Here is a 19,128-nt window from a genome sequence, read left to right as displayed (position 1 = left end):
AGCAATACGCCGGGCCCCACGCTGCAACGAGCAATCCATGGCCCGACCGGAGCCGCTACAGTAAAGCGCCCCACCCGCGGCACCTTGACCGAGGTCAACAGACAACCGTACGGCGGGAGCATTCGCGCAGCATCGATTTCTCGGCTAGGATTTTCCGCTCATGGAGTCGCCCGACTATTCAGCGGGCTTTTGAACAAGGAGAGAGAAATGAGTGCAGTTCGTCTTGCAGAGCGTGCCTATCGCAGTTGGTCCAGCCCCATCCTGCTGGAACTCAAGGAACGGGAACATCAGTTGGACCCGTCCGCCCGCGTTGCCCTGATCAATGTATTGCAAGAGCGCCGCCTGATCGAGAGCGACAGGCCTTCAGCCGTGGTGCAGCCCATCCGGCCGGGCGTCGAGTGAAGGCAAGGCGCCCAGTCCGCGCAACCAGCCGTGTTCGGCAAACGCCAGCATCTCCTGGTCGCCGCGACTGTCGCCATAGGCAAACAATACCCGCCCGCGCGCATCGCCCAGCCAGTGCTGCAACTGCCGGACCTTTTCCGGCCCCCAGCAGTTGGGCGACGCCAGGCGTCCGGTAAAACGTCCGTTGCGAAACTCCAGTTGCGTGGCCAGTACCGCATCAAAACCGGCGGCCGGGGCCCAGTGCTCGAGATAGAGCGTGGGCGATGCACTGACCAGCACCAGACGGTGCCCCAGGCGCTTGTGCGCCTCGATCCGTTCGAGCATTTCCGGACGGATCAGCGTCGGCAGGCGCTCGGCGACATAACGCGCCGCGGCCTCTTCCAGCTCGACCTGGCTCCTGCCACGCAGGGTGAACGCCAGAAACCGGGCCTTGGCCTCGGCCCGCTTGCACAGCCCCGTATACATACCCGCCAGCCAGGGCAAGACCAGCAGTCCGGCGATCAGAAAACGCCGGTTACCCACCTGGTAACGGACGAAATCCCGCAGGCTGTCGGTGGTGGTAATGGTGCCGTCAAAATCGAAGGCCACGCAGGTTCCAGCTTCCTGCACGGCACTGTTTGAAATCGTCATTGCTGTTCCACGCTCATAAACCGAACGGGCACAGTGTCTCACTCCTGCACGACAATTGCCTGAACGACAGGTGTCGCCAATGCCCTTCCCTCACGAGCCCGCTCGCTCCCGCAACTGACCGCCTGGCTGCGGGAGCGGGTTTATCTCAGAGGCTTAGTGGCCCGTCTCGCAATTGATCATCCAGCTCACGCCAAAACGGTCTTCGAACATTGCGAAGTACTCGGCCCAGAAGGTCTTGGCCGGCGCCATATGGATGTTGCCGCCGTCGCTCAGGCCAGCGAACAGTCGCTTGGCCTCGTCAACGCTGTCGACATTGAGCGACACCGAAATGCCCTGCATTTTGCTGTACGGCTGATGCGGCGGACAATCGGAGGCCATCAGGCTGAAATCCCCCACCGTCAGGCGGGTATGCAGGATCTTGTCCCGGTTCGGTGCATCCTTGGGGATGCAGGCCTCTTCCGGCGCATCGGCGAACGACAGGGAAAACAGCTCGCCACCGAGCACCTTTTTGTACAGGGCAAAGGCCTCCTTGCAGTTGCCGTTGAAGGTCAGGTAAGGAATGATTTTCAGGCTCATGATGGATCTCCTGTTCTGGCAGGTTTTCAGGATTGACCGGACATCTTCGCGCGCAGGTGTTCTTCCTGTTCGCGCAACTCGGGGGTCAGGCTCTCGCCAAAGTCCTCGGCCTCGAAGATCTGGCGGATTTCGATTTCAGAGTCGCTGGCCATCGGGTTCGGGCAACGCTTGACCCAGTCGATGGCTTCTTGCAGTGACTGCACATTGAAGATCCAGAAACCGGCAATCAGTTCCTTGGTCTCCATAAAGGGTCCGTCGACCACACGCCTCTGTTTGCCGCTGAACTGCACGCGCACACCCTTGGCGCTGGGGTGCAGCCCCTCCCCGGCAAGGATTACACCGGCCTTGGCCAGTTCTTCGTTATAGGCGCCCATGGCCGTCAACAATTCGTTACTGGGCATTTCGCCGGCTTCCGATTCCGGGCTGGCTTTGACGATCACCATAAATCGCATGGTCATTTCTCCTGATGGTGGTGGTAGACAAAATCGACAAGCCGGCAGGCGGCTGTGTCGACTAATCGAACGGGCGAGCACGAAATCGACAACTTGCGACAACTTTTTTCTGATCGCCGTTGGTCCGTTTCCGAGCGCGCAGAAGATCGGCGGTCGATATCGCCGCCCCTCATTCGACTGAACCTAAGCATAGAAGTAGATCTTTCGCGCCCCGATAAACCCGTCCGGCGGCCCCGAGCCAGAAAGGCATAGATCATCCGCCAGCCGCTGGAAGCTTCGCGGGCAAGCCCTGCTCCTACAGTTCAGCGTCGAATACAAATCCTGTGTACGACATAGATCTGTAGGAGCAGGGCTTGCCCGCGAATAGGCCCTCAAGATCGCTAAAAGATTCGCTGACCAGCCAAGCGCCTACAAGCCCACGCCGCTTACCTGACTGATATGGCATCGGGGCTCTATGCCGCACCCCGAGAACGCACTAACATCGAAGAACCATTGCCTACGCCCCCCCCACCAGAGAGGAAACATGGAGTCTCCTGCAGTCTCGATCGACCCGCGTTCAGATTTTGCCCTTGCGCTCTCCGGCGGTGGCGTTCGAGCCATGGTGTTTCACCTCGGCGTGCTCAGATACCTCGCCGAACAACAGGCCCTGGAACGGGTCACGCAGATTTCCACGGTGTCCGGCGGTAGTCTGCTGGTGGGCCTGATGCTTCACGAAAACCACGGCCAGTGGCCCGACTCCGCGACCTTCCTGCAACATATCTACCCCGCCCTGCAAGCCAGGCTGTGCTCACGCAGCCTGCTCTGGAGCGCCTTGCGCCAATTGTGCAACCCGCTGAATTGGCGCTTCCTGCTGTCCCGGGCCAACCTGCTGGCCCTGGCCCTGCAAAAGGAATGGGGAGTGACCGCCCTGCTGCCGGAGATCGCCGCCAAACCCGACTGGTCGATCAACGGCACCACGGCGGAAAACGGCAAGCGCTTTCGCTTCAAGCGCAGCAATATGGGTGACTACTCCATCGGTTACGCCAGCACCGCCGGCTTCCCCCTGGCCCAGGCCCTGGCGGTGTCGGCGGCGTTCCCCGGTGGCATCGGCCCGCTGTCGCTCAAGACCCGCCGTTTCAAATGGATGCAGCGCGAATGGGAAGCCCCACTCAACAGCGCCGTCGAGATGCGTTTGCCGTTCAAGAAGCTGCGGCTCTACGACGGCGGCGTCTATGACAACCTCGGCCTGGAACCTTTTTTCGACGCAGCTACCGGACAGACCAAGCGCTACGAATACCCGATCATTCTCTCGGACGCGGGCGCACCGCTGAAGCCGGGGTTTGACGCCGGGGTGCTGAGCCCCTGGCGACTCAAGCGCCTGGCGGACATCATGTCCGACCAGACCCGGGCGTTGCGCAGCCGGACCTTTGTCGAATACCTGAAGAAAGCCCCGGGACGCGGCGGTTACCTGAGTATCGCCAGCTCCCTGATCGACTCGTTCAAAGGCAGCGATGCGGCCTTTGCCGCGGGTTTCCCCACCACCCTGAATCGCCTCAAGCCCGAGGTGTTCGAGCGGATCGCCCGACATGGCTATGCCGTGGCGCAAGCGACCGACCGGGAGTACCCGCTATTGCCCGTGGCCTCGAAAACAGCGGAGCTCCTCGTGCTCTCGTAAGGCCGCAACAGTCAGGGCAGCGCCAGCACGCCCAGGCTGGCACTGATCACCAGGGCGGTGCCGACAAACTGCATCGGGATCATCGGCTGGGCCAGCACCACATAACCGGCCAGGGCGCCCACTGCCGGTTCGGCGCTCATCAGGATGCCGAACGAAGACGCCGGCATCCGCCGCAACGCAACCATCTCCAGGCCATAAGGCAGCAGCGGTACGAACAAGGCCAAGCCCGCGCAGTTGGCGATCTGCAACAGCGGCGGATGGCCGCCGCTTTGCCAAAGCCCCAGGGGCGTGGCAATCAGGGCAGCGGCCAGCAGCGATACCGACAACCCTTCAAAGCCCTGGAACAGCCGACCGACCTTTTTCATCATCAGGATATAAGCCGCCCAACCCGCCGCCGAACCGAACGCCAGCAACACACCCAGTGGCTCGCCGATCCAGCCCTCCTCATTACGTGCCAGCAGCAACACCCCGGTTACCGCCAGCAAAGGCCAGATCAACGCTCGCCAGCTACGTACCCCGAGGCTGGCCACCAGCAATGGACCGAGAAACTCGATGGCGATCGCCAGCCCCAGTGGAATGCGCTGGATCGCCGCGAAGAAACAGGTGGTCATCACCGCCATCGCCAGGCCAAGACTCCCGGCGGCCAGCCAGCGTGACAGCGAAAACCGATGCAGGCGCGGCCGCACCAGCAGCGCAAGAACCGCCGCCGCCCAGCACAGGCGCAGCCAGGTGGTACTGAAGGTGCCATAAGTCTCCATGGTCGGCGACGACAGCGCCGCGCCGAACTGGACAAAGAGCATCGACAGCACGCAGAGCATGGCCGCCCATAACAGCGCGCGGCGGTGTGTCCTGCCGGTATCGGAGAGCGGTAGTCCGGTGGCATTTTCCTGCATGCTGAAGTCTCCTGTGAATGTCGAGCCATCCTAGCCAGTCGCAGAGACTTCAAATAAGCTGATATTTCTTATCCAGACTTCACGAATATTGATAATGCGCGATCTCGACAGCAGTCTGTTGCGAACCTTCGTCACCGTCGCCGAAACCGGTGCGGTGGGCACGGCCGCCCGGCGCCTGGCACGCACCCAGGCCGCGGTCAGCATGCAGTTGCGGCGGCTGGAGGAAGACCTCGAACGCCGCCTGTTCGACCGCTCGCCACGGGGCCTGCGCCTGACCGAGGCCGGCCACCTGCTATTGCCTTACGCCCACAGCATTCTTGGCGCCGGGACCGATGCCCGACGGGCCTTGTCCGCCAGCCAGATCGCCGGCACCGTGCGCCTGGGTCTGCTCGAAGACATTGCGGTGGGCAGCCTGCCCCGGGCGCTACGGCGCTTCTCCTCAGCCTATCCACACATTTCCCTGGAAATCGTGATCGACAGCAGCGTGGCCATGTCCGCCAAGCTGGCGGACGGTACCCTGGATGTGATCATCGGTGACGCCTCGGCGATCACTGCCCAGCCCCAGGCCTGCTGGACCCAATCGTTGTTCTGGGTCGGGGCTCGCGGCCTGGCCCTGCCCGCCGACCTGAGCACCCAGAGCCTGCCCCTGGTGACCTTTGGCGGTGGCTGCCTGTGGCATGGCCAGGTGGTGAAAATCCTCAAGCGGGCGAACATCCCCTGGCGCGTGGTCTGCAGCAGCACCAGCCTGCCGGCGGTACAGTCGGCGGTCGAGGCCGGCCTGGGCATCACGGTGTTGCTGGAAGGCAATATCCGCAGCGAAAGCATGCGTGTACTGGGCCCGGCCGATGGCCTGCCGGCGCCGCCCATCGTCGATTTCGCCCTCTATGTCCGCCGGGTACCGGCGGTCCAGGCCGCCGCGGTCCAGGCGCTGCAAAGCTTCCTCGGGGAAGAGTTGAATATCATCATGCCCCGGTCGCTGACTTCGGAAACGGCAGGTGCTCTTGCAGAAAGTCAATAAACGCCCGCAGCTTGGGCACCACGTGCCGACCTGAGGGCCACAGTACATTGAATTGACCGGTTTCCTGGGTGAAGCTGTCCAGCACGGTAATCAGTTCACCGTTTTCCAGCTCCCGCGCAATCAGGAAATCCGCCACGTAAATCAGCCCCAGGCCCTCAACCGCGAAAGCCGTTCGACCATCCTGGGCATTGCAGACCATCGAACAGGGCAACCCCGCTTCGGCGTCCTCTCCAGCCCCCGACAGCATCCAGCTCTGTAGCTTGCCGGTCAGGGGGTAACGAAAATGAATGCAGGCATGGGCCCACAGATCCGCAGGCGTGAGTGGAACCCCGCGCCGGGAGAAATAGGCCGGTGAACCGGCGACCAGCATCCGAAAGCCCCCCAACGGTCTGGCACTGAGCCCGGAATCCTTGGGTTCCCCGGTCCGGATCACCGCATCGAACCCCTCCTCGATCACGTCCACCACCCGGTCGGTAAACTCCAGGTCGAGCTGGATATCCGGATAGCGTCGCTGGAACTGGGTAAAGACTGGCAGAAAGGGCTTGCCGATCATCGGCAGGCTGATACGCAGCCGCCCCTGGGGCATTGACGACAGCTGCGACAGCTCGGCGTTAGCGGCATCCAACTCCCCAAGTACCCGCTTGCAGCGCTCCAGATACAGCATCCCTTCGCCCGTTAGCGCGATGCTCCGGGTGCTGCGATGAAACAGGCGCACGCCGAGCTTTTCCTCCAGCCGCGCCATGCTCTTGCTGACCGCCGATGCTGAAATCCCCAGAAAGCGTCCGGCCGCCACGAAACTGCGGGCCTCGGCGGCCTGCACAAACACACCGATTGCACTCAGACTGTCCATACCCATCCCATTAATGACTCCAGAGTCCATTCTAAACGGATCTACAAACCATTTTTCCAGTCGATGTTCATCGCTATCGTCTACTCCTACTCAACTGGAGCATCGTGATGGACAAGATATTCGTGATCAACGCCGGCACCCCTTATGCCTTTGCCAAAGGCGACTTGAACCGCAGCCTGCATGACACCGCGGTCAGCCTGCTGACCCGCTCCGGGTACGAGGTCCGCTCCACCCACCTGACAGAGGGTTACCGGGAGGAGGAAGAAGTCGCCAAGTTCCTCTGGGCCGATGCGATCATCTATCAGATGCCGGCCTGGTGGATGGGCGCGCCCTGGACACTGAAGAAATACATCGACGAAGTCTTCACCGTGGGCCATGGCCAGCTCTATGCCAGCGATGGGCGCAGCGCTGAAACCCCCTCCCTTGGTTATGGCTCCGGAGGGCTGCTGCAGGGTCGCAAATACATGATCTCGGCAACCTGGAACGCCCCCAGGCACGCTTTTGAAGCCGAAGATGATTTTTTTGAAGGCAAGGATATCGATGCCGTCTACTTCCCGTTCCACAAGGCTCATCAGTTGATCGGGTTGCAAGCGCTGCCGACCTTCGCCTGCTTCGACGTCGTGAAAAACCCCGGACATGAGAACGACCAGCTGCGCTACAAGCGGCATCTGGAGCAGGTGTTCAACACTCGATAAGCGTTGTTCATGCCACCTGCCACTCATGACAAGGAAGTCGTCCAAGGTATGGAAAAGAACAGATAGATGTTTACAACAATCTATAATCTGAAGGATGCTAAGCCAATCACCGCATCCCTTCAGGAGCCCCCCATGCCCCGCGTCTCGCGCAAACAGGCCGAACTCAATCGCGAAAGCATCACCGACGCCGCCGCGCGGCTGTTTCGTGAGCGCGGTCTGAAAAGTCTGAGCCTGGTTGAGGTGATGGGCGCCGCCGGCCTGACCCATGGCGGTTTCTATGGGCATTTCGAGTCCAAGGAAGCCCTGGCCGCCGAGGCCTGCAGCCGCAGCTTCCAGCAGTCGACCGAGCGCTGGCGGCAGAAGGCCGAGACCCTGGGCCACGGCGAAGCGGCGCGCCAGTCCATTGTCGAGCACTACCTCAGTACGAAACATCGCGACACGCCGGGCGAAGGCTGCCCGGTGGCGGCCTTCTGCGGCGACCTGACCCATGAAGCCCCAGGGACCGCGCTGCATCGCAACTACGTCAAGGGCCTGGAGACACTGCTCGACACCTACGCCTCACTGCTGGGTACCGACGACCCGCAGGTCCGGCAAAAAGCCCTGGTGCAGCAGGCGCTGCTGGTCGGCGCCCTGACCCTGGCCCGTTCGACCCGGGGCCAGGCGCTATCGGACGAGTTCCTGACAGCAGCCAGGGATTTCCTGCTGGCCGAAGCGAGCTGAAAATCAGCCCACCGCCGTCAGTTCGAAACAGAACACCGCGCCCTTGCCCGGAATCGACAACAAGCGAATCTGACTGTCGTGCAATTGCAGGATGCGCCGCACAATCAGCAACCCCAGGCCGCCGGAACGCCGGTCGCCGTCCTGGTTGAACGGCCGGCGGAACAGGTTTTCCAGCAAGCTCGGGGCAATCCCCGGACCGGTGTCGCTGACCGTGACCTGAAGCTTGCCGCGGCCATGGGTCAGCGCCACCTCGATGGTGCCGCCTTCGGGGGTATGGCGCAGGGCGTTATCGATCAGGTTGGTCAGGACCCGCTCGATCATCCCCAGGTCCGCGCTGACCATCGACGCCCCACGGGGCAAGACCGCCAGCAGCTTCGACTGGCGGGTCTCGGCCATCAGTTCGAACTTCTGGAACACGTCCTGGATCAGGTCGCTGAGGGAAAAATCCTCGACCTGCAGCCGCACCGCGCCATGCTCCAGGCGCGCCAGTTCAAACAGCGCCTGGGCCAGTTGCCCGACCTTGCTGCTCTGGGCCAGGGCGATCCCCAGGTAACGTCGACGCTCATCCGGCGCCAGCACCGCGTCCTTGAGGGACAGGGTTTCCAGGTAACCGTGCAAGGACGCCAGGGGCGTGCGCAAGTCATGGGAAATATTCGCCACCAGCTCGCGACGGTCCTGATCGAGCTGGGTCAGGCTGCGCCACTGTTCGCCGATGCGCGTGGCCATCTGGGCAAAGCTGGCTTCCAGCACCTCGATTTCATCGCGACGCCCGGCTCCGGCCCGGGACAACACCGGCAACTGTGCCGGGGCGGCATCGGTATCGAAATCACGCATGGTCTCGGTCAGGCGGCGCAGCGGACGGGTGATCAGGCGGAAGGCGATCAGGCCGGCGATCAGCCCCAACAGAGCCACCAGGCTCATGGCCCACAAGGTGGTGCGCAGCACCGAACTGGCCGACACCTGGGCCGCCAGGCGATCATGCTCTTCGCCCTGGAGGACCACGTACAGATAGCCCAGTTCCTTGCCGCCACCGCGCAAGGCCGCCGCGCTGAACACCTTGCGCCCGTCATCGCTGCGCGGGTCGTCACCGAGGATCGGCAGCGGCTGGCCGTCGAGCAGGCGGCGGATCGGCGCCAGGTCGACGTGATCGCGGCGCAGGTGGCCTTGGGGCGCGGCATCGCCGGTGATCTTGCCGCTGGGTGAGAGCAGATAGACTTCCACGCTCGGGTTGACGTTCATCAACTGGCCGAACAGCGCACGCACGCCCTCCATGGTCAGGCCTTCGGTGCCCACCAGCCGATTGTCCAGGGCAATGCTCTGGGCCAGGTCCCGGGACAGTCCCTGGACCACTTCCTTTTCATGCATGTCGCTGGCCCGCACCTGCAACCACACCGAGGCCCCGCAACAGGCCAGCAGCAGGATGGAAAAAGCCAGGGACAGGCGCTGGGAAAGGGTCAGGTTCATGACGGGCGACTCACCGGCGAGAAACGATAGCCGCGACCCCAGACCGTGAGAATCCGCTCGGGTTGCGCCGGGTCGACTTCGATCTTGGCCCGCAGGCGATTGATATGGGTGTTGACCGTGTGTTCATAGCCGTCGTGCTGGTAACCCCAGACCTGGTTCAACAGGTCCATGCGCGAATACACGGTGCCGGGGTTTTTCATAAAGAAATGCAGCAGGTCGAATTCCCGTGGGGTCAGGTCCAGGGACTTGCCGTCGACCCGGGCTTCACGGCTCAGCGGATCAAGGCTGAGGCCGCCCTGCTCCAGGGTCCCGGCCTCGATTTTCAGGCTCTTGGCCAGGGCATCGACCCGCCGTAGCAAGGCCTTGACCCGCGCCGCCAGTTCCAGCATCGAGAACGGCTTGGCCAGGTAATCGTCGGCGCCCAGTTCCAGCCCGAGCACCCGGTGCATCTCGCTGGAACGGGCACTGGTGATAATGATCGGGGTGTAGCGCGCCATGGCCCGCGCCTGCCGGCAGATTTCCAGGCCATCGACGCCCGGCAGCATCAGGTCGAGGATCAGCGCATCCCAGGAGCCCTTGCTCAATTGCGCCAGGCCCAGGTTGCCGTCGGCGCAGTGGGTGACCTCATACCCCTCGTCCCGCAGGTGCAGGCTCAGCAAGTCCGCCAGGTGCAGGTCATCTTCGACGATCAGAATGCGTTTGGGTGAATCCATGGGCAACCTTTGTGCTGGTAATCGGCGAAAACGACGCCTGAATCATTGTGCCGGATCGCCAAGAGGCAATGTTCACAAATAAGTTAAGTTTACGGGAGGATTTGGCGACCCCCGCCGCTCAACAATGAAAGCCTGATCAATCACCGTGGACGCGACGCCATGTCCTCCAGAAGACGCTTTCTTGTTTCCAGTGCCGCCACCCTCCTCGCCGCCGGTTTGTTCGACTGGCGCGCCGTCGGCGCCACCTTCGGCAGCGGCAGTCGTTCGGCCGACACCGGCGAGACCTTCGAAGTCAGCCATACCGACGCCGAGTGGAAATCGATGCTCAGCGATGAGCAATACGAAGTGCTGCGCCATGAAGGTACCGAGCGGCCGTACAGCAGCGCCCTCAATGAGGAGCACCGCGCCGGCGTGTTCGCCTGTGCCGGCTGCAGCCTGGCGCTGTTTTCGTCGGCCGCCAAATATGACAGCCGCACCGGCTGGCCAAGTTTCACCGCACCGCTGGAAAGCGCCGTGGCCACTCGCCGCGACACCTCCTTCGGCGTCTCCCGGACCGAAGTGCATTGCCACCGTTGCGGCGGCCACCTGGGCCATGTCTTCCCCGACGGACCGCAGCCCACCGGCCTGCGTTACTGCATGAACGGTGTCGCCATGACCTTCGCCCCCGGCGCGGCCTGATTCCCACGTTTCGACAAGGATTCCATCATGTTCCTGCTTATCCTGGCCTACCTCGGCGGTCTTCTGACCATCCTCAGCCCCTGCATCCTGCCGGTGCTGCCGTTCGTCTTCGCCCGCTCCGGCGAGCCGTTCCGGCGCAGCGGCCTGCCCTTGCTCTGTGGCATGGCCCTGACCTTCGCCCTGGTCGCGACCCTGGCGGCGGTCGGCGGTGGCTGGGTGGTGCAGGCCAACCAGTACGGCCGTTGGCTGGCCATGGCGCTGATGGCGTTTTTTGCCATTACCCTGCTGTTCCCGCACCTGGCCGAACGCCTGACCCAACCCTTGGTGGCGGCCGGTGACCGGCTGTCGCGCTCGGCGCAAAGCCACGATGGCTCGCCCAGCGCGCGCTCGTCCTTTGTACTCGGCATCGCCACCGGCCTGCTGTGGGCGCCCTGCGCCGGGCCGATCCTCGGGCTGATCCTCACCGGTGCCGCCCTGCAGGGCGCGAACATCGGCACCACCCTGTTGCTGCTGGCCTACGCCGCCGGTGCCGCGACCTCCCTGGCCGGCGCGCTGCTGATCGGTGGCAAGCTGTTCAGCGCGATGAAGCGCAACCTCGGCACCGGCCAATGGCTGCGTCGCGGCCTGGGTGCGGCCATGCTGATCGGCGTGGTCGCCATTGCCCTGGGCCTGGACACCGGCATCCTGACCCGGGTGTCCACGGTCGCCACCTCGGGCCTCGAACAGAAGCTGCTCGACAACCTGACGCCGAAGAAAGCCCCGGAACAGGGTGGCGCCATGATGGCGGCGGTCAACAGTGACGCCGGCCAGCCGTCTGGCAGCATGATGGCGATGGCGGCCAAGACCGGTGGCGCGGAACGTGCGCTGCCGGTGGAAGGCACCCTGCCGGACCTCTCGGGTGCCGTGCAGTGGCTCAACTCTGCACCGCTGAGCGCCGCCGAGCTCAAGGGCAAGGTGGTACTGATCGACTTCTGGACCTACTCCTGCATCAACTGCCTGCGCAGCCTGCCCTACGTCAACGCCTGGGCGCAGAAGTACCACGACCAGGGCCTGGTGGTGATCGGCGTGCATGCACCGGAGTTCGCTTTCGAACGCGATATCGACAACGTCCGCCAGGCCGTCGGCAAGCTGGGCATCCAGTACCCGGTGGCCATCGACAACAACTATGCCATCTGGCGCGGTTTCAACAACCAGTACTGGCCAGCCCACTACTTCGTCGATGCCCAGGGTCGTGTGCGTTATCACCACTTCGGCGAAGGCGACTACGAAGGTTCCGAACAGGTGATCCAGCAGTTGCTGAAAGAAGCCGGCCACCAGAACGTCTCCGGCGGCATGGTCAGTGCCCAGGCCCAGGGCGTGATGCAGGCCGCCGACGAAGCCGAAGTGAAATCGCCGGAAACCTACCTGGGTTATGACCGCGCCGAGAACTTCGCCTCGCCGGGCGACCAGGTGGCCGACCATCAGAAAAACTACGTCGCACCGAAGCAACCGGCCTTGAACCAGTGGGGCCTGGACGGTCAATGGACCGCCCATGCCGAACAAGTGACGCTCAACCAGGCCCCGGGCCAGGTGGTCTATCGCTTCCACGCCCGTGACCTGCACCTGGTGCTGGGCCCGGCGTCGGATGGCAAGCCGGTGCGCTTCAAGGTGCGTATCGACGGCGCCATGCCCGGCGCCAACCACGGCACCGATACCGACGCCAACGGCGAAGGCAAGGTGACCGAGCAGCGTCTGTACCAACTGGTCCGCCAGGCCGGGGACGTCAGCGAACACACCTTCTCCATCGAATTTCTCGATCCCGGCGTACAAGCCTACGCCTTTACCTTCGGTTGATCGCCACAAGGATAAACACCATGAGCAAGCCAATCCTGCAACAAAAAACCAGGTCTCCGCTGCTGATACTCGCCGGGATCGCTACCCTGTCCCTGTCGGTGCTGATATTCCAGCGCCTGGCCTGGTCGGCGGAAGATGCGGTGCAGATCGCCCCGCCGGCGCTGGATCAAGCGGCCGGCGCCAGCGGCAAGGCCACGGCGGTGTTTGCCGGCGGCTGTTTCTGGGGCGTCCAGGGGGTGTTCCAGCATGTGCGGGGGGTCGAGAATGCGGTGTCGGGTTATACCGGCGGCGCGGCGAATACCGCCCAGTACGAATCGGTGGGAGAAGGTTCGACCGGACACGCCGAGTCGGTGCAGGTGACCTATGACCCGAGCAAGGTCACTTATGGGCAACTGCTGCAGGTGTTTTTCTCGGTGGCCCATAACCCGACGGAGCTCAACCGTCAGGGGCCGGACAGCGGTACGCAGTACCGCTCGGCGATTTTCCCGATGAATGCCGAACAGGAAACCATCGCCAAGGCCTATATCGCCCAGTTGGATGCCGCCAAGGCGTTTCCGGCGGCAATCGTCACCCGGATCGAGGACGGCAAGGTCTTCTATCCGGCCGAAGGTTATCACCAGAACTACCTGACACTGCACCCAAACGCGCCGTATATCGCCATCAATGATTTGCCGAAGGTGGAAAACCTCAAGCGTATGGAACCGCAGCTGTATCGGGAGGATCCGGTGTTGGTGCCGAACGTCAACTGATGGCTGCGGCAATCCCAATGCCCGTAATGAGATATTGAAAACACCACGGCACCTGTAGGAGTCGGCTTGCCGGCGATGGCGTCCGGATGGGCGCTGCAAGGCTCAAGGGCCTCATCGCTGGCAAGCCAGCTCCTACAGGGACCGCGTTCGGGCTTCAAACCTCCTTATCAGGTATAGCGCCGCTTGTCCGCAGCCGGCGGGAAATACTGGTACAGCCAGGTTTCGCTCAAGGTGCGGTCACGGGTGCGAATAAACAGCCGCAGTTCCACCGGGTCGACCCGATCGTCGCTCGGGTACCAGTCGAACGTCACCCGATAACCGTTGATTTCGTCCAGTTTGAGGACATCGATATCCTTCACCTGACCGCAGGACGTCGTCACCACCGGCTCGATCTCGGCCCCCAGGGACAGACGCTCCAACCCTCCACCGGTAAAGTCCACGGCAAAGCGCCGGGCCCAGACCTCGGGGTTATGCTCACCCGGCGCCCAGCCTTCGACAAAGCCGCCCATGCCCGAACGGGTCGCGTGCACCCGTGCCAACGGCGTGCCCACCGGCGGCATCGCACTCCAATACAGCTTGTAGCCGTAATTCAGCGAAGCCCCCGCCGCCACCGGTTCCTTGGGCGTCCAGAACGCCACGATATTGTCCAGGGTCTCGCCCGTGGTGGGGATTTCCAGCAAGTCGACGGAGCCCTCGCCCCAGGCCGTGGTCGGCTCGACCCACAGGCTCGGACGCCGGCTGTACCAGTCCACGGTGTCCTGGTAGCTGGCGAATTCATGGTCGGTCTGCACCAGGCCGAAGCCCTTCGGGTCCTTGTCGACGAAGGCATTGAACTGCAAGGTCGCCGGGTTGTTCAGCGGCCGGCAGATCCATTCGCCATTACCGCGCCACATGGCCAGGCGGTCAGAGTCATGGATCTGCGGGTGAAGGGTGTCGCACATCCGCCGCTCATGGGTGCCGCAACTGAACATGCTGGTCATCGGCGCGATGCCCAACTGCTCAATGGCGGTACGCGCATTGATATGGGCATCGACCGCCATCACCACCTGCTCGGCCTGGCAATCGATATCGAAGCGATAGGCGCCGGTGGCACTCGGCGAATCGAGCAAGGCATAGACCACGAAGCGGGTGCTGTCCTTGTCCGGGGTTTCGAACCAGAAATGGGTGAAGTCGGGAAACTCCTCACGCTTCTTCCCATAGGTATCGATCGCCAGCCCCCGCGCCGACAAGCCGTATTGCCCGGTCTTGTCCACCGCCCGGAAGTAGCTGGCGCCGAGGAACGAGACGATGTCGTGCTGGTCGATTTCCGGGGCCTTGAACAGCTTGAAGCCGGAGAATCCCAGGTCGCCCTTGAGGCGCGACGGGTCGATGCCGCTGCGGGCATAGTTGAACAATGCCGGGCGGAAATGCACCTCGCGGGCCTGGCGCGTCTGCGGGTCGACGCTGTACATGCGCACCGGCTGCTTGAACCCCATGCCGACATGGAAGAATTGCATGTCCAACTGGCCCTTGAGCTCGTTCCACAGCGAGTGCCGGGCATCGTACTGAATGGCGTTGAACTGCTGCGGGGTCATGTCCGCCAGGGACTGCGGCAACACCTGGCGGGTGCTGACATAGTCCTTCGCGGCGAGTTTTTTCGCGTGGACCTGCAGTGTCTCGAAGTCGAAGTGTTCTATCTCGCCATCCGCGGTGGCGGCAAGCGCCCGGGCCGCGAACAGACCGCTGGCCGACAGGCCGGTATAGGCCGCCAGGGCCAGGGAAGCTTTCAGAAGATTGCGGCGGTGCATAAAAAGACCTGTACAGGAGCTGCCGGACATCCGGAACCCTTGGGCGCCGGATCAAAAGAAGCGCTCGTTCAAGACTGCGAACGAATGCGGCTACAGGTAACAGATAACAAATCCCGGTGACGGTTCGCAACATCCTACAGAAAACTTACTGACAGCCTTTATTCAGCCAAGGTGTGGCTATATGTTTCCAGCCTCTCTGATAGACCCGAGGCACCTTGTTAATGGCTGCCCGAGGCGCATGAAGATTTGTTCAGAATGTTTTCATGCGCTTCTTGGCACACTTGCCCACTTGTTTTGAAGGTCCGTCGAGGCAACCCATGACCCGCATCCTGACCATCGAAGATGATGCTGTAACCGCCAAGGAAATAGTGGCAGAACTGAGCAGCCACGGGCTTGAAGTCGACTGGGTCGACAATGGCCGTGAAGGCCTGGTTCGCGCCGTCAGCGGTGACTATGACCTGATTACCCTGGATCGCATGCTGCCGGAGCTCGATGGCCTGGCCATCGTCACCACGCTGCGAACCATCGGGGTGGCCACGCCGATCCTGATGATCAGCGCCCTCTCCGATGTCGACGAACGCGTACGCGGCCTGCGCGCCGGCGGCGACGATTACCTGACCAAGCCCTTCGCCTCCGACGAAATGGCCGCTCGGGTCGAAGTGCTGCTGCGACGCAAGAGCCCGGCACGGGAATTCGAAACCTCGTTGCGGGTGGCCGATCTCGAGCTCAATCTGATGACCCGCGAAGCCTCCCGGGCCGATCAACTGTTAAGCTTGCTGCCCACCGAATACAAGCTGCTGGAATTCCTGATGCGCAATACCGGGCAGATCCTCTCGCGAATGATGATTTTCGAGGAAGTCTGGGGTTATCACTTCGACCCCGGCACCAACCTGATCGACGTCCATATCGGTCGCCTGCGCAAGAAAATCGACAGTCAGGGCCTGGCACCGCTGATCCGTACCGTGCGAGGCTCGGGTTATGTCATTGCCGAACCCCTCTAGAGGTTGGCGCTCCTCCACCAGCAGGCTGCTGGCGCTCTACAGCTTCCTGTTCGTGGCGTGGAGCTGCAGCCTGATGGGGGTGCTGTACTACGAAGTTTCCGGTTACCTGAGTACCCTCGCCCGCCACTCGTTGATGCAACGCCAGCACCTGTTTTCGCGCTTCCAGGGCCAACCGCTGATGGAAGCGCTGACCACCAGCATGACCTTCGACATGCGCGGGGTCGACGCCTACGGCCTGTTCAATGAGCAGAAACTGCACCTGAGCGGGCCGATCCAGGAAATCCCCGCCGAGTTGCCCCTGGACGGCAGGATCCATGAGCTGGCGGACTGCATCGACTCCGACGACCCCAACCTGCCCCAGGACAGTTGCGACGCGGTGGCCACCCAGACCCACGACGGACGCTGGCTGGTGCTGGTACGCGACAACGGCTCGTTGTTCGGCGTGACCCGGATTATTCTCCATGCCCTGTTCTGGGCGGTATCACTGACCATCCTGCCCGGCGTTGCCGGCTGGCACCTGCTGCGTCGCCGACCGATCCGGCGGATACGGGCGATCCAGGCCAGCGCCGAGTCGATCATCGCCGGCGACCTGGGCCATCGCCTGCCGCTGTCGAACCGCCGCGACGAGCTGGATATGCTGGCGGCGATCGTCAATGCCATGCTCGACCGGATCGAGAAGCTGATGCACGAGGTCAAGGGCGTCTGCGACAACATCGCCCATGACCTGCGCACCCCGTTGACCCGTTTGCGCGCCCAGTTGTACCGGATCCAGCAACAGACCGTCGACGGTTCGCCCGAGTCCTTGCAACTGGATGGGGTGATTGCCGAGACCGATACCTTGATGGCGCGCTTTCGCGGTTTGTTGCGTATTTCCGAGCTGGAAGACCATCAACGGCGCTCCGGTTTCCTGGTGCTGGATCCCTTGCCGTTGCTGCACGAGCTGCATGATTTCTACCTGCCGCTGGCCGAGGAAGCGGAGATCCACCTGCGCCTCGAAGTGCCCGAGACACTGCCGGCGATCACTGGCGACCGGGCCTTGTTGTTCGAAGCCCTGGCCAACCTGCTGAGTAATTCGATCAAGTTCACTCCACCGGGCGGTGAAGTGGTATTGAAGGCGAGCTTTGATGCGGGCAGTACCCGCATCGAAGTCCTCGACTCCGGCCCCGGTATCCCGGTGGCCGAGCGCGAAGCGGTGTTCCAGCGGTTCTATCGCTGCGACGAAGGCGCCCAGCACGGCGGCTTCGGCCTCGGCCTGTCGATTGTCGCCGCCATCGTCAACCTGCACGGCTTCACCCTCGACATCGACAGCAGCGAACAGGCCGGCGCGCGCTTGATCCTCAATTGCCGGGACAGCCTGATCACCGTGGACTGAAGCCAAGGGCCAAGCCTTGGGTTCAGTCCGGGAAATTGGCCTTCAAGGCCGCGAGGCCGTCGGCATAGATCCCGTGGAACAGCTCCACCGCTTCCTCTTCGCTGACGCCCGTCGGCGTGAAGATCCCCGCCCACTCGACGATCGAGGTGTACGGATCATTGCCTTCGCGGACCTGCATCGTGGCCAGGTAGTCGGCCACCGGGAAGGGCTGCTCGATAAAGGAATAACTGTAGCGCCGGGCGCGATTGTCGAACGCTTCCAGGCGTTCGACGATCCGCACGCCGTCCGCCGTGTGCAAGCTGCGCACACGCCCGCCTTCGCTGAGGCGGCTTTGACGAATGAACGGCAGCCAGTCAGGCAGGGAGTCGAACCCACCCATCAGTTGCCAGACCTGCTCCGGTGGCGCACCGATTTCGAGGGTGACGGATGTTGCGGCCATGAATAATCTCCAGGAATAAGTGGGTAGCCGGTCCGATCCCGACGCTGGAGACTCTGACGCCAACGACATTACCGGACCGTTTTTTTGTTTCAGACCAGCGGCAACGGCGCATTGCCCGCCACCAGCCCTTCATCACGCAACGCCTGCCAGAACGCCTGCGGAATCTGCTCGCGCAAGGCCGCCACATCTTCGGCGATCCGCCCTGGCCGGCTGGCGCCGGGAATCACCGCCGCCACGGCCGGGTTGGCCAGGGAGAACTGCAAGGCCGCCGCCTTGAGGCTCACCCCGAAGCGTTGCGCGATGGTCTTTATCCGTTCAACTTTAGCCATGATTTGTGACGATGCCGGTTGATATTCGAAATGCGTGCCGCCGGCCAGCACTCCTGAACTGTAAGGACCACCGACAACGATATCGACTTGCTGGGCCAGCGCCTCGGGCATCAAGCGTTGCAGGGCGCGCTCGTGATCCAGCAGGGTGTAACGCCCGGCCAGCAGGAAGCCGTCGGGCTGCGCTTCGTCCAGTTGCAGGGTCAGCTCGCACGGTTCGACCTTGTTCACCCCCAGGCCCCACGCCTTGATCACACCCTCATCGCGCAGGCGGCTGAGCACCCGGAACGCGCCTTTGCGCGCCTGGTTGAAATACTCCAGCCATTCGTCGCCGTAGAAGTCCTGGGCAATATCGTGCACCCAGACGATGTCCAGACGGTCAGTCTTCAGGCGTTCGAGGCTGCCCTCGATGGAGCGCAGCGTAGCGTCGGCCGAGTAGTCGTTGACCATCTTGTTCGGACGGCCATGCTCGAAGACCCCGGCCTTTTCGCCCAGGTCACGGGCGGTGACGTCTTCCACTTCATCCAGCACCAGCCGGCCGACCTTGGTGCTGAGCACGTATTGATCCCGCGGGTGCTTGGCCAGGGCCTCGCCCAGGCGGATTTCCGCAAGCCCCGAGCCATAGAACGGCGCCGTGTCGAAGTAGCGTACGCCCTGGTCCCAGACCGCATCGACGGTGGCCATGGCCTCTTCCTCGGGAATGGCGCGGAACATGTTGCCCAGCGGGGCGGTGCCGAAACCCATGGTGCCCTGCAGTTTGTCTCTGATGCTCATCGTAATGATCCCTTGAATGGAAATGATGAGTCCGCCTCACCCACTGGGGTGACGCGGATCTCGCTGTCGGGATCAATACTAGGTTGCAGACTTTTGACCGTC

At 62.8% G+C, this 19,128-nt stretch carries 20 protein-coding genes; 10 read left to right on the top strand and 10 right to left on the bottom strand.

Annotation, left to right across the window (positions count from 1 at the left end):
• The first annotated feature begins 207 nt into the window (after nucleotides 1-207).
• Nucleotides 208-402, top strand: a complete 195-nt coding sequence (locus M5B42_RS11990; RefSeq protein ID WP_218222704.1) for a hypothetical protein — start codon at nucleotides 208-210, stop codon at nucleotides 400-402.
• Here the strand turns inward: M5B42_RS11990 and M5B42_RS11985 are convergent.
• The 3 genes from M5B42_RS11985 to M5B42_RS11975 form a co-directional block, all read right to left on the bottom strand.
• Nucleotides 364-1,032, bottom strand: a complete 669-nt coding sequence (locus M5B42_RS11985; RefSeq protein ID WP_218222703.1) for an HAD family hydrolase — start codon at nucleotides 1,030-1,032, stop codon at nucleotides 364-366. The two genes, M5B42_RS11990 and M5B42_RS11985, sit on opposite strands and share 39 nt — an antisense overlap.
• 153 nt (nucleotides 1,033-1,185) lie before the next feature.
• Nucleotides 1,186-1,602, bottom strand: a complete 417-nt coding sequence (locus M5B42_RS11980; protein ID WP_177099245.1) for a VOC family protein — start codon at nucleotides 1,600-1,602, stop codon at nucleotides 1,186-1,188.
• A gap of 32 nt (nucleotides 1,603-1,634) precedes the next feature.
• On the bottom strand, nucleotides 1,635-2,060 hold the full coding sequence (locus M5B42_RS11975) for a YciI family protein (protein ID WP_218222702.1): 426 nt from the start codon (nucleotides 2,058-2,060) through the stop codon (nucleotides 1,635-1,637).
• A gap of 523 nt (nucleotides 2,061-2,583) precedes the next feature.
• On the opposite strand from M5B42_RS11975, the gene M5B42_RS11970 reads away from it, so the two are divergent.
• Nucleotides 2,584-3,714 (top strand): patatin-like phospholipase family protein, encoded by a 1,131-nt coding sequence (locus M5B42_RS11970; RefSeq protein WP_218222701.1) that lies wholly within the window; start codon nucleotides 2,584-2,586, stop codon nucleotides 3,712-3,714.
• An 11-nt stretch (nucleotides 3,715-3,725) separates the two neighbouring features.
• On the opposite strand, the gene M5B42_RS11965 is transcribed toward M5B42_RS11970, so the two are convergent.
• On the bottom strand, nucleotides 3,726-4,607 hold the full coding sequence (locus tag M5B42_RS11965; protein WP_248745941.1) for an EamA family transporter: 882 nt from the start codon (nucleotides 4,605-4,607) through the stop codon (nucleotides 3,726-3,728).
• Between the two features lie 94 nt (nucleotides 4,608-4,701).
• On the opposite strand from M5B42_RS11965, the gene M5B42_RS11960 reads away from it, so the two are divergent.
• Nucleotides 4,702-5,625: a LysR substrate-binding domain-containing protein gene (locus tag M5B42_RS11960; protein WP_152739737.1), complete on the top strand. Its 924-nt coding sequence runs from the start codon at nucleotides 4,702-4,704 to the stop codon at nucleotides 5,623-5,625.
• Here M5B42_RS11960 and M5B42_RS11955 read toward each other — a convergent pair.
• Nucleotides 5,570-6,475 (bottom strand): LysR family transcriptional regulator, encoded by a 906-nt coding sequence (locus M5B42_RS11955; RefSeq protein WP_248745940.1) that lies wholly within the window; start codon nucleotides 6,473-6,475, stop codon nucleotides 5,570-5,572. The genes M5B42_RS11960 and M5B42_RS11955 overlap by 56 nt on opposite strands.
• A 107-nt stretch (nucleotides 6,476-6,582) precedes the next feature.
• Between M5B42_RS11955 and M5B42_RS11950 the strand changes: the two genes are divergently transcribed.
• Nucleotides 6,583-7,170 carry an NAD(P)H-dependent oxidoreductase gene (locus tag M5B42_RS11950; protein WP_152739736.1) on the top strand — a complete coding sequence of 196 codons (588 nt, stop codon included), beginning with the start codon at nucleotides 6,583-6,585 and terminating at the stop codon, nucleotides 7,168-7,170.
• A gap of 132 nt (nucleotides 7,171-7,302) precedes the next feature.
• Entirely contained in the window at nucleotides 7,303-7,890 is a 588-nt protein-coding gene (locus M5B42_RS11945; protein ID WP_248745939.1) for a TetR family transcriptional regulator, read from the top strand.
• A gap of 3 nt (nucleotides 7,891-7,893) precedes the next feature.
• Here M5B42_RS11945 and M5B42_RS11940 read toward each other — a convergent pair whose 3' ends face one another.
• On the bottom strand, nucleotides 7,894-9,354 hold the full coding sequence (locus tag M5B42_RS11940) for a HAMP domain-containing sensor histidine kinase (RefSeq protein ID WP_152739734.1): 1,461 nt from the start codon (nucleotides 9,352-9,354) through the stop codon (nucleotides 7,894-7,896).
• Nucleotides 9,351-10,067, bottom strand: a complete 717-nt coding sequence (locus tag M5B42_RS11935; protein ID WP_177099060.1) for a response regulator transcription factor — start codon at nucleotides 10,065-10,067, stop codon at nucleotides 9,351-9,353. Before M5B42_RS11935 ends, M5B42_RS11940 begins: the two co-directional genes overlap by 4 nt.
• A 159-nt stretch (nucleotides 10,068-10,226) precedes the next feature.
• On the opposite strand from M5B42_RS11935, the gene msrB reads away from it, so the two are divergent.
• The 3 genes from msrB to msrA are packed head-to-tail and all read left to right on the top strand — an operon-like array spanning nucleotide 10,227 to nucleotide 13,327.
• Nucleotides 10,227-10,745 (top strand): peptide-methionine (R)-S-oxide reductase MsrB, encoded by a 519-nt coding sequence (msrB, locus tag M5B42_RS11930; RefSeq protein ID WP_103495162.1) that lies wholly within the window; start codon nucleotides 10,227-10,229, stop codon nucleotides 10,743-10,745.
• Between the two features lie 27 nt (nucleotides 10,746-10,772).
• Entirely contained in the window at nucleotides 10,773-12,578 is a 1,806-nt protein-coding gene (locus M5B42_RS11925; RefSeq protein WP_177099061.1) for a cytochrome c biogenesis protein DipZ, read from the top strand.
• Between the two features lie 20 nt (nucleotides 12,579-12,598).
• Nucleotides 12,599-13,327 carry a peptide-methionine (S)-S-oxide reductase MsrA gene (gene msrA / locus M5B42_RS11920; protein ID WP_248745938.1) on the top strand — a complete coding sequence of 243 codons (729 nt, stop codon included), beginning with the start codon at nucleotides 12,599-12,601 and terminating at the stop codon, nucleotides 13,325-13,327.
• 167 nt (nucleotides 13,328-13,494) lie between these two features.
• Here msrA and M5B42_RS11915 read toward each other — a convergent pair whose 3' ends face one another.
• The gene (locus M5B42_RS11915; protein ID WP_248745937.1) at nucleotides 13,495-15,114 is read right to left on the bottom strand and encodes a glucan biosynthesis protein D; all 1,620 of its coding nucleotides are present in this window, start codon (nucleotides 15,112-15,114) and stop codon (nucleotides 13,495-13,497) included.
• 317 nt (nucleotides 15,115-15,431) lie between these two features.
• Here M5B42_RS11915 and M5B42_RS11910 point away from each other — a divergent pair, with 317 nt between their 5' ends.
• Both M5B42_RS11910 and M5B42_RS11905 read left to right on the top strand, forming a co-directional pair.
• The gene (locus M5B42_RS11910; protein ID WP_100943330.1) at nucleotides 15,432-16,115 is read left to right on the top strand and encodes a response regulator transcription factor; all 684 of its coding nucleotides are present in this window, start codon (nucleotides 15,432-15,434) and stop codon (nucleotides 16,113-16,115) included.
• Nucleotides 16,093-17,487: a HAMP domain-containing sensor histidine kinase gene (locus M5B42_RS11905; protein WP_177099064.1), complete on the top strand. Its 1,395-nt coding sequence runs from the start codon at nucleotides 16,093-16,095 to the stop codon at nucleotides 17,485-17,487. Before M5B42_RS11910 ends, M5B42_RS11905 begins: the two co-directional genes overlap by 23 nt.
• A 22-nt stretch (nucleotides 17,488-17,509) precedes the next feature.
• Here the strand turns inward: M5B42_RS11905 and M5B42_RS11900 are convergent, their stop codons facing one another.
• Together M5B42_RS11900 and M5B42_RS11895 are read right to left on the bottom strand one after the other, a co-directional pair.
• A complete protein-coding gene (locus M5B42_RS11900; protein ID WP_248745936.1) occupies nucleotides 17,510-17,926 on the bottom strand; it encodes an SRPBCC family protein in 417 nt (138 codons plus the stop codon).
• An 89-nt stretch (nucleotides 17,927-18,015) separates the two neighbouring features.
• Nucleotides 18,016-19,026: an aldo/keto reductase gene (locus tag M5B42_RS11895; RefSeq protein ID WP_103495154.1), complete on the bottom strand. Its 1,011-nt coding sequence runs from the start codon at nucleotides 19,024-19,026 to the stop codon at nucleotides 18,016-18,018.
• Between the last annotated feature and the right edge of the window lie 102 nt (nucleotides 19,027-19,128).

Source organism: Pseudomonas sp. MWU12-2037 (assembly GCF_023242345.1).
Taxonomy (GTDB): Bacteria; Pseudomonadota; Gammaproteobacteria; order Pseudomonadales; family Pseudomonadaceae; genus Aquipseudomonas; species Aquipseudomonas gingeri_D.
The sequence above is the reverse complement of the archived record's forward strand: the minus strand, read 5'-3'. Positions and strand labels throughout refer to the sequence as shown.